We start from the raw sequence: 7,988 nt of genomic DNA, 5'->3' as shown, positions 1-7,988 counted from the left end.
CTATGACTTTTGCAAGAGGTCTATTATGCAAACTATCAAAGCCATTGGTTATCAAAACAATCTACCTATCGATAATGAACAATCGCTACAAGACATCACCCTTGATAAACCAGTTGCTTCAGGTCGCGATATTCTCGTAGAAGTAAAAGCCATATCAGTCAATCCAGTAGATTACAAAATCCGTGAAGGGCGTCCTGCTGCAGAGGGTGAGTATGCTGTTATTGGTTGGGATGCTGCTGGTACTGTGACGGCTGTCGGTGAAGACGTCAGTTTATTCTCAGTAGGCGACAATGTCTATTATGCTGGAGATTTGACCCGTTCAGGCAGCAATGCTGAATATCAGTTGGTCGATGAGCGTATCGTTGGGCACATGCCAGCCTCTTTGTCTTTCGCTGAGGCAGCAGCATTACCACTGACGACGATTACAGCTTGGGAGATGTTATTTGATCGTTTGCAAGTGCCTGTCTCTGATAGCGCAGCGAATGACAGCGGTAGTAGCGAGAACGCTGATGACGTCTCAGTATTGGTCATTGGCGCAGCGGGCGGCGTTGGATCTATCCTAACTCAGTTATTAAAAACAAGAACATCTGCCACGATTATCGGTACGGCTTCGAGAGATGAGAGCGTGCAGTGGCTCAAAGATTTGGGTGCTGATCATGTTATCAATCACCGCAACCCATTGTCTGATGAACTACAAAAAACAGGTATTGCTGAAGTAGACTACGTGGTGAGTCTCAATAACACTGAAGATCATTACGAAGAAATCATTAAATGTTTAAAGCCGCAGGGTAAGCTTGGACTGATTGATGATCCAAAATCACTAGATGCCAACCCGCTTAAAACCAAAAGCTTAAGTCTGCATTGGGAATTTATGTTTGCACGCTCAATGTTCAATACGCCAGACATGATTGAACAGCATCATTTATTAAATGCGGTGGCAAAATTGATTGATGCAGGCGAGATCAAAACCACAGTTGCTCACAATCTTGGGGCTATCACCGCTGAACATCTACGTAGTGCGCACCAAATGCTAGAAAAACAGCAAGCGCATGGCAAGATTGTATTAGAAGGCTGGTCTGCATAACGCCATTTAGATTAATAGTTAACGAGGGTTCGGAACACTTTAGGCTGAAATACGGTACAGCCGTAAAAGGTTAAGTCTTTTAAATAAAGTGTTCTGATATCTAGCTCTAATGGCTTATAAACCGCTACTATATTAAATACTTACTTCATCATTACCGATCCATTTGGGTCCTATCTCAACCTCAATATCACGTGCAGTAATGGGCTCAGCGCACTTGGAGCATACTGTCACCGGATGCATAATGTGACCACATGCCTTGTGTCTATGCAACAGCGGTGCCCCGCGTTCATCAGCCATGTATTTATCACCCCAACTGACCAATGCCAGTACGACAGAGTGCAAATCTAATCCACACTCTGTCAGTCTATATTCCTCACGTAGCGGCCGCTGCTGATAGGCGACTTTTTTTAAAATATCGTATTCAACCAATTTACGAAGACGGTTAGATAGGACATGACGTGTAATGCCCAAGCGTTGCTCAAATACGTCGAATCGTCTGACTCCCAAAAAACAATCACGTAAAATCATGAGCGTCCAACGATCACCAATGACTGCTAAAGTGCGAGCCACCGAGCAAGACTGTTGGTTCAGTTCATCCCAGCGCATAGGTTATCTCCTTTATCTTTAAGCTATAGGTTAGCTTGACAGGGTCCAAAAATAAAGCTATGTTTTTGTTAGTTCTAAAAAGGAACCTATAAGGAAATAGACATGAACAGAGCACCCGTAGCAGTTGTAATCGGCGCAGGCGATGCCACTGGCAGTGCTGTTGCCAAACGTTTTGCGCGAGAAGGTTTTACTTTGTGCGTGACCAGAAGGACTGTTGAGAAGCTAGAGACATTAGTCAGTGATATCGAAGCGGCTGGAGGAGTAGTCAAGCCATTTGGTTGTGATGCACGTGTCGAGCAAGAGATGGTTGAGCTGTTTGCTCATATTGAAAAAGACATTGGGCCGATTGAAGTAGTGGTGTTTAACATCGGTGCAAACGTGCATTTCTCCATCTTAGATACGACAGAGAGGGTCTATCGTAAAGTGTGGGAGATGGGTGCTTTGGCTGGATTTTTGACAGGTAGAGAAGCGGCAAAAGTCATGATTCCACGTGAGAGGGGGACAATTATTTTTACGGGTGCAACAGCGTCTTTACGCGGTAGTAAAGGTTTTTCAGCTTTTGCTAGTGCTAAGTTTGCTCTGCGGGCACTGGCACAAAGCCTGGCGCGCGAGTTGGGACCTAAAGGCATACATGTCGCACACCCTATCATTGACGGTGCTATTGATACTGATTTTATTCGTGACAACTTTCCTGAGCGCTATGAGCTAAAAGACCAAGATGGTATTTTAAATCCAGAACATATCGCTGAGCAGTATTGGCAGTTGCACTGTCAGCCAAGAGATAGCTGGACGCATGAGCTGGATTTACGCCCATGGATGGAAACTTTTTAATCTTATCTGGTTAATAACCGTCAAAATTTTAATGGATTTTTAATATATTGCAAGGAATGCAAAGATGAGTAAACAAGTAGAGTTTTTCTTTGATGTGGGTAGCCCAGCCAGTTATTTGGCATGGACACAGTTAGCGAGTATCGCGCAGCGTCACAATGCCGAGATTGTTTGGCGACCTATGTTACTTGGCGTAGTGTTCCAAGCTGTTGGTAACACCTCACCAGCTGCCGTACCTGCTAAAGGCGCTTATATGCTCAAAGACCTTAAGCGTTTTTCAGCCATCTATGACGTGCCTTTTCGCTTCAATCCATTTTTCCCAGTCAATACGATGCAGCTTATGCGCGGTGTTACTGCTTATTTGGGGACACCTAAATTTGAGAGTTATTTATCCGCTATCTTTAATGCGCTATGGGCTGAAAAGTTAAATATGGAATCACCAGAAGTCGTGGCTGAAGTTCTGTCGAAAGTAGGCGTTGAGCCAACTGATTTTATGGCGCGTATTAGTGAGCCTGAGGTCAAGGCGCGTTTAAAATCTAGTACCGAAGAAGCAGTAGCACGAGGCGTATTTGGGGCACCAAGTTTCTTCGTAAATGGTGAGATGTTTTTTGGTCAAGACCGGTTGAGCTTTGTTGAAGATGCTTTGAGAGACTGAGCATAGTAAGTCATAGGATATATAGATTGCGCTGTACTAGCTCAACGATAGTCCATTGGTTCTCAACCTGCCAGACATCAGCCGCGATAAGTAACCGTGATTTTTCTTCACTGTGGTTTCTCTAGAAAACAACCTTGCCACTCAGTTTAATGATTAAGCTCTATGGTTACATTAAGACAAATCTATATAGTGATAGTTTTGCTTAGACTGCTCTAGTTCCTCTAAATCTATATCTACTGTTACTATGTCTGGCGACGAACCAAGTTTTTTTATAATGCTTCCTGTAGGAGAGACGATTAGGCTCTCTCCTACAAACTGACCGCCATGACCGACGCCCACACCGTTGCAGGTAATCACAAAACATTGGTTTTCAATGGCACGCGCTTGAGTCAGTACATAATGGACATTCGCATAGGGAGACATGTTGCCATTTGGCATAAAAATAATTTTGGCGCCTTTTTTTGCCAGTGCTCTTGAGCCTTCTGGAAACTCTAGCTCAAAACAAATCTGAGCACCGCAAACCACATCATTAATGCTAACCACTGACAGGTCTTCTCCGCTGGTAAATACCCCAACATCATCAAGCCAAAGCTTTGACTTTAGGTGTTTATGAATGATTTTGCCGTTTTTTATAAAAGAACATGCGTTATAGAAAAGTTGATCCTGTTTGTCAATATGTCCAATAATGATGGTTGAATCTGTATTTTTGCTTGCTTCCAATATACTTTGGAAGTGCTCTGTTGATTGATGATACAACGCTTCAATATTGTCTAGCGTCGGAAAGCCAGTCAAAGCAAGTTCTGGAAAAATCATAAAGCCATCACAAACTTGATGATCATGGATTGATTTTAATATCGCGGCAGCATTTACTGATACTTGATAATCGGTAATATCCATTTGATTGAGGATTATTTGCATAGGTCTTGCTCTTTATCGTAGGGGGTTGATACTTTCACAGTGCTTATTGGTCGCAATTATAGGTAATATTCGTTAATGACGGTCTTTAGAAACACTTATTTAAAATGCTATTTAAAACACTTTTAAAGACATTGTGACTCTAACCAACGACTCAATTTAATGATGTCTGGTTGATTTGACTTTAAGTCATTATAAAAGAAATAGAAACTGTCGCCAGTGAGTAATTCATGCATTGGGATTTTGACAAGATTTTGCTGATGTGTTTGTTCTAGCATCATATAGTTGTCGGTAAGCGTAATACCTAAGTTATAACGTGCAGCCTGTGCGGCAAGCAGTTCATGGCTAAATTGATTAATCTTTACCTCGCTTGGCAGCTCAAACCCGCCTGCTTTACACCATTTTAGCCAATCATTAGCCGTACCTTCACTTTTGTCAGAATACTTTACGGACAGTATAGGGTGTTGCCATAACGCCTCAGGCAATGGCTGATCCTTTATTTCTGCCCAAAGCTTTTGGCCACAGACAGGAAATAGCTTCTCAGCGAATAAAAGCTTGCTGACTACATTGCGTTTCGGTAGATTGACGGTAATAAAGCAATCCGAACATTGCTCATTATAGTCGTCTTGGTCTGTCACCATATTTAAGGTCAGCTCAATCTCTGGGTGCTGTTCGCGGAAGTTTTCTAACCGAGGAATCAACCAATTGACAGCCACTGAACTATACAGTGCTAGGCGAATATGGCCAGGCTTATCATGGCGAATGGCCTGACTGGTATTGGATAGAGTAGTCAGCGATTGATTCACTTCTGTGAAATAGCGAGCACCTATATCTGTTAAAGAAAGGGTTCGGCCCTGCCTATAAAACAACGCTTCACCAAGATATTCTTCAAGCGTTCGAACCTGATGACTCACAGCACTTTGCGTTACGTTGAGGCTTTCTGCCGCTTTAGAAAAACTATTGAGCCTTGCTACAGATTCAAAGCATTGTATGGCACGTAATGGGGGGAGTTTCATTATGAGTTCAACTAATACTAAACGTTTTTATATCATTATACGTCATGAGTATACGCGAATATACTATTTATCCGACCATTAGATTAAATGGCTTAATTGAAAATTTTATGTATTTTGAGATAGGTATAAGCATGATAATGCCGAAGATGAGTGTTGGATTTGCAATGATACTGTTGGTTGCAGGAAACATGATTGCCGTCCTTTCAGATGCGCTGATAAAAGAATTGCCTGATGGCGCAGCCGTCTATCAGTTTGTGCTATTGCGTCAGCTAACAGCTGTCTTGATGCTGCTACCGTTTTGTTTATTCAACCAAAAAGCCAAGCTACTTAGTAACGTAAAATGGCATTTTGTACGTGGGCATATTTGGTTGTTTGGCGCGGTATTCATGGTGTTGTCTATCCAAGCGCTACCGCTAGCCACGGTCAATGCGATTTTTTATACTGCACCTTTACTGATGTTGCCGTTAGGGTTTCTGTTTTATAAAGACAGACTCACAGCACCAAGCATCATTGTGGCAATACTAGGCTTCATAGGTATTCTTGTCGTGGTAAAACCAACACAAATTAATATGGGTGCTATATTTGCGCTGATCGTGGCCTTAACCATGGCGACAAACAACCTACTAGTGCGTAAATTGCCTTCGAATCACACCGTTGCTCAGACCTTGTTTTTGACCAATTTAGTCGGAATACCGTTGGGGCTTGGTTTGGCTATTTGGGAAAATGCCCCTTTGAGTTGGTACGCGCTATGGATAGCAGCAGGCTCAAATTTGTTTATTTTGATCTATGCGGGTATCTGCGTACTGGTCTACCGAGCGGTTGAAGCACATAAAATATCTAGTGCAGAATATACCGGTCTGTTAGGAGCAGTGGTTATCGGCATCATATGGTTTGATGAAATACCTGATATCAGTCTTTTGATAGGTTCGGCTCTTATTGTCTTACCTTTAATTTGGCTCGCCACGCTTGAGTCTATTAAATATAAAAGAACAGCCTTATAGCGTTTTGAAACATAGAGAGCGGAGAAAGAAAGCGTCATAATATTAGCATGACTTTATGTCATGAATTCGTGTGTTTAAATCGTTTTTTCATACTCATTTTCTGTGGCAAATTACTATAGATACAACCATTCACGCAAGGCTCTAGTCTTCAATGGAGCCTGTGTTTGTTGGAGTTATTACTATGAGGTAGGCCAAATAATGAGCAATATAACCACATTCTCAGTCACATCTTCAAATCGAAAAATAGACCCTTCACGGCGTCGAGGTGGCACGTTCAAAGCTGATGGCTCTCTTAACGACAATGACCGTGTCGAGATAGGTCCAACAGATCTTGCATTCAATGAGTGGGCTGAGCTAGGGCTGACACCTCCTAACCTTACACGAATGCGCGAATACCGCCTCCAAAGAATCGTAAAAGAACTACAGAAAAGAGATCTTGGCGGCATCTTATTGTTTGATCCTCTTAATATTCGATATGCGACTGACTCCACAAATATGCAGGTATGGGTAACCCATAATCACTCTAGAGCCTGTTTTGTATCGGCATCAGGCCATCTTATTTTATGGGATTTTCACAATTGTGAGCACTTATCAGCACACCGTCCTTTGATCAAAGAAGTCAGAGGAGGCGCTTCTTTCTTCTACTTTGAAACCGGTGATAGAACTGACGAACATGACTCTAGGTTTGCTTCAGAAATTCAATCTATTTTACAGGAACATGCTGGAGACAATAAAAGATTGGCTATCGATAAAATGGAAATTGCTGGTTTCAATAAGATAAAACAATTAGGAATCGATGTTTTTGATGGTCAGGAAGTGATGGAGTTTGCTCGATCTATTAAGAACGAAGATGAAATTAATGCCATGCGATGTTCAATTGCCTCAACAGAGGTTGCGATGAAGTGCATGCAAGAAGCAATAGTACCCGGTATCACTGAGAATGACATATGGTCTATTCTTCATGCGGAAAATATTCGTCGAGGTGGTGAGTGGATAGAATGTCGAATTCTTTCTTCAGGGCCTAGAACCAATCCTTGGTTTCAAGAAAGCGGCCCTCGAATTGTGAAGGAGGGTGAGTTACTTGCATTCGATACAGATCTGATTGGCCCTTATGGAATGTGTGCAGACTTGTCTCGAACTTGGATGATTGGAGAGAGCTTGCCAAGTGCAGAGCAAAAGCATCTCTATCAGGTAGCTTATGAACATATCCAACACAACATGAATATATTGAAACCAGGAATGACATTTGAAGAGGTGACAAAATCTGGTTTATTGCTTCCTGAAGAATATAGAGCGCAAAGATATGGTGTGATGATGCATGGCGTTGGTCTTTGTGATGAATACCCGTCTATTCGTTACCCCGAAGACCTTGAATGCCATGGCTATAGTGGTGTGTTGGAGCCGGGCATGGCACTCTGCGTTGAAGCGTATGTAGGTCGAGTTGGTGGTAAAAGTGGTGTCAAACTTGAAGATCAAATCATTATTACAGACACTGGGTTTGAAAACCTTACTAATTATCCATTCGAAGCCGCTTTATTGGCTAATTAAAGATAGTTTATTGGTTGTATGAATATTGTCTCAGAGCTTTTGGATTATGCTTATTTGAATATCATTGATGGTCATCTATAAAAGCTTGTTAAGATAAAGATTTGACATAGGTATAGTGTATTATCTGCGGATTTAGGTGGTTAGGATACTGATCAACACGTTGATAGCCATTATTATCGTAGTACTGATAAGTACATAAAGTGTCTGTATGTAATGCATACGTGGTTACGCCCTGTGCCACGAGATAAGTCTCAAATGCCTGAATTAGCGTCGCTCCAATACGGTGGCGACGATAGTCAGGATCTACACAGAAGAACTGTAATTCGTTATCAAAA

At 42.1% G+C, this 7,988-nt stretch carries 9 protein-coding genes; 5 read left to right on the top strand and 4 right to left on the bottom strand.

Translation table 11 applies throughout. The annotated features are described in order from the left end of the window. Positions 1-34 precede the first annotated feature (34 nt). Positions 35-1,084: a zinc-binding alcohol dehydrogenase family protein gene (locus CXF62_RS01035; protein ID WP_102092592.1), complete on the top strand. Its 1,050-nt coding sequence runs from the start codon at positions 35-37 to the stop codon at positions 1,082-1,084. Positions 1,085-1,216: 132 nt separating this feature from the next. Here the strand turns inward: CXF62_RS01035 and CXF62_RS01030 are convergent, their stop codons facing one another. After that, complete coding sequence (locus CXF62_RS01030) at positions 1,217-1,690, bottom strand: winged helix-turn-helix transcriptional regulator (protein WP_101204559.1); 474 nt, start codon at positions 1,688-1,690, stop codon at positions 1,217-1,219. Between the two features lie 102 nt (positions 1,691-1,792). On the opposite strand from CXF62_RS01030, the gene CXF62_RS01025 reads away from it, so the two are divergent. Continuing rightward, positions 1,793-2,521, top strand: a complete 729-nt coding sequence (locus CXF62_RS01025) for an SDR family oxidoreductase (RefSeq protein WP_102092591.1) — start codon at positions 1,793-1,795, stop codon at positions 2,519-2,521. Between the two features lie 64 nt (positions 2,522-2,585). Then, a complete protein-coding gene (locus CXF62_RS01020; RefSeq protein WP_102092590.1) occupies positions 2,586-3,173 on the top strand; it encodes a 2-hydroxychromene-2-carboxylate isomerase in 588 nt (195 codons plus the stop codon). A gap of 171 nt (positions 3,174-3,344) precedes the next feature. On the opposite strand, the gene CXF62_RS01015 is transcribed toward CXF62_RS01020, so the two are convergent. Both CXF62_RS01015 and CXF62_RS01010 read right to left on the bottom strand, forming a co-directional pair. After that, complete coding sequence (locus tag CXF62_RS01015; RefSeq protein ID WP_102092589.1) at positions 3,345-4,091, bottom strand: carbon-nitrogen hydrolase family protein; 747 nt, start codon at positions 4,089-4,091, stop codon at positions 3,345-3,347. A gap of 122 nt (positions 4,092-4,213) precedes the next feature. Next, complete coding sequence (locus CXF62_RS01010) at positions 4,214-5,104, bottom strand: LysR family transcriptional regulator (protein WP_102092588.1); 891 nt, start codon at positions 5,102-5,104, stop codon at positions 4,214-4,216. A gap of 131 nt (positions 5,105-5,235) precedes the next feature. Between CXF62_RS01010 and CXF62_RS01005 the strand changes: the two genes are divergently transcribed. Both CXF62_RS01005 and dddP read left to right on the top strand, forming a co-directional pair. Then, entirely contained in the window at positions 5,236-6,105 is an 870-nt protein-coding gene (locus CXF62_RS01005) for a DMT family transporter (protein WP_228153121.1), read from the top strand. 198 nt (positions 6,106-6,303) lie between these two features. After that, complete coding sequence (gene dddP, locus CXF62_RS01000) at positions 6,304-7,653, top strand: dimethylsulfonioproprionate lyase DddP (RefSeq protein ID WP_102078382.1); 1,350 nt, start codon at positions 6,304-6,306, stop codon at positions 7,651-7,653. Between the two features lie 88 nt (positions 7,654-7,741). On the opposite strand, the gene CXF62_RS00995 is transcribed toward dddP, so the two are convergent. Continuing rightward, positions 7,742-7,988: GNAT family N-acetyltransferase (locus tag CXF62_RS00995; protein WP_145990510.1), on the bottom strand; the 247-nt coding region annotated here is incomplete at its 5' end.

The organism is Psychrobacter sp. MES7-P7E (assembly GCF_002863645.1).
Taxonomy (GTDB): Bacteria; Pseudomonadota; Gammaproteobacteria; order Pseudomonadales; family Moraxellaceae; genus Psychrobacter.
This window is presented reverse-complemented; position numbering and strand designations above follow the sequence as displayed.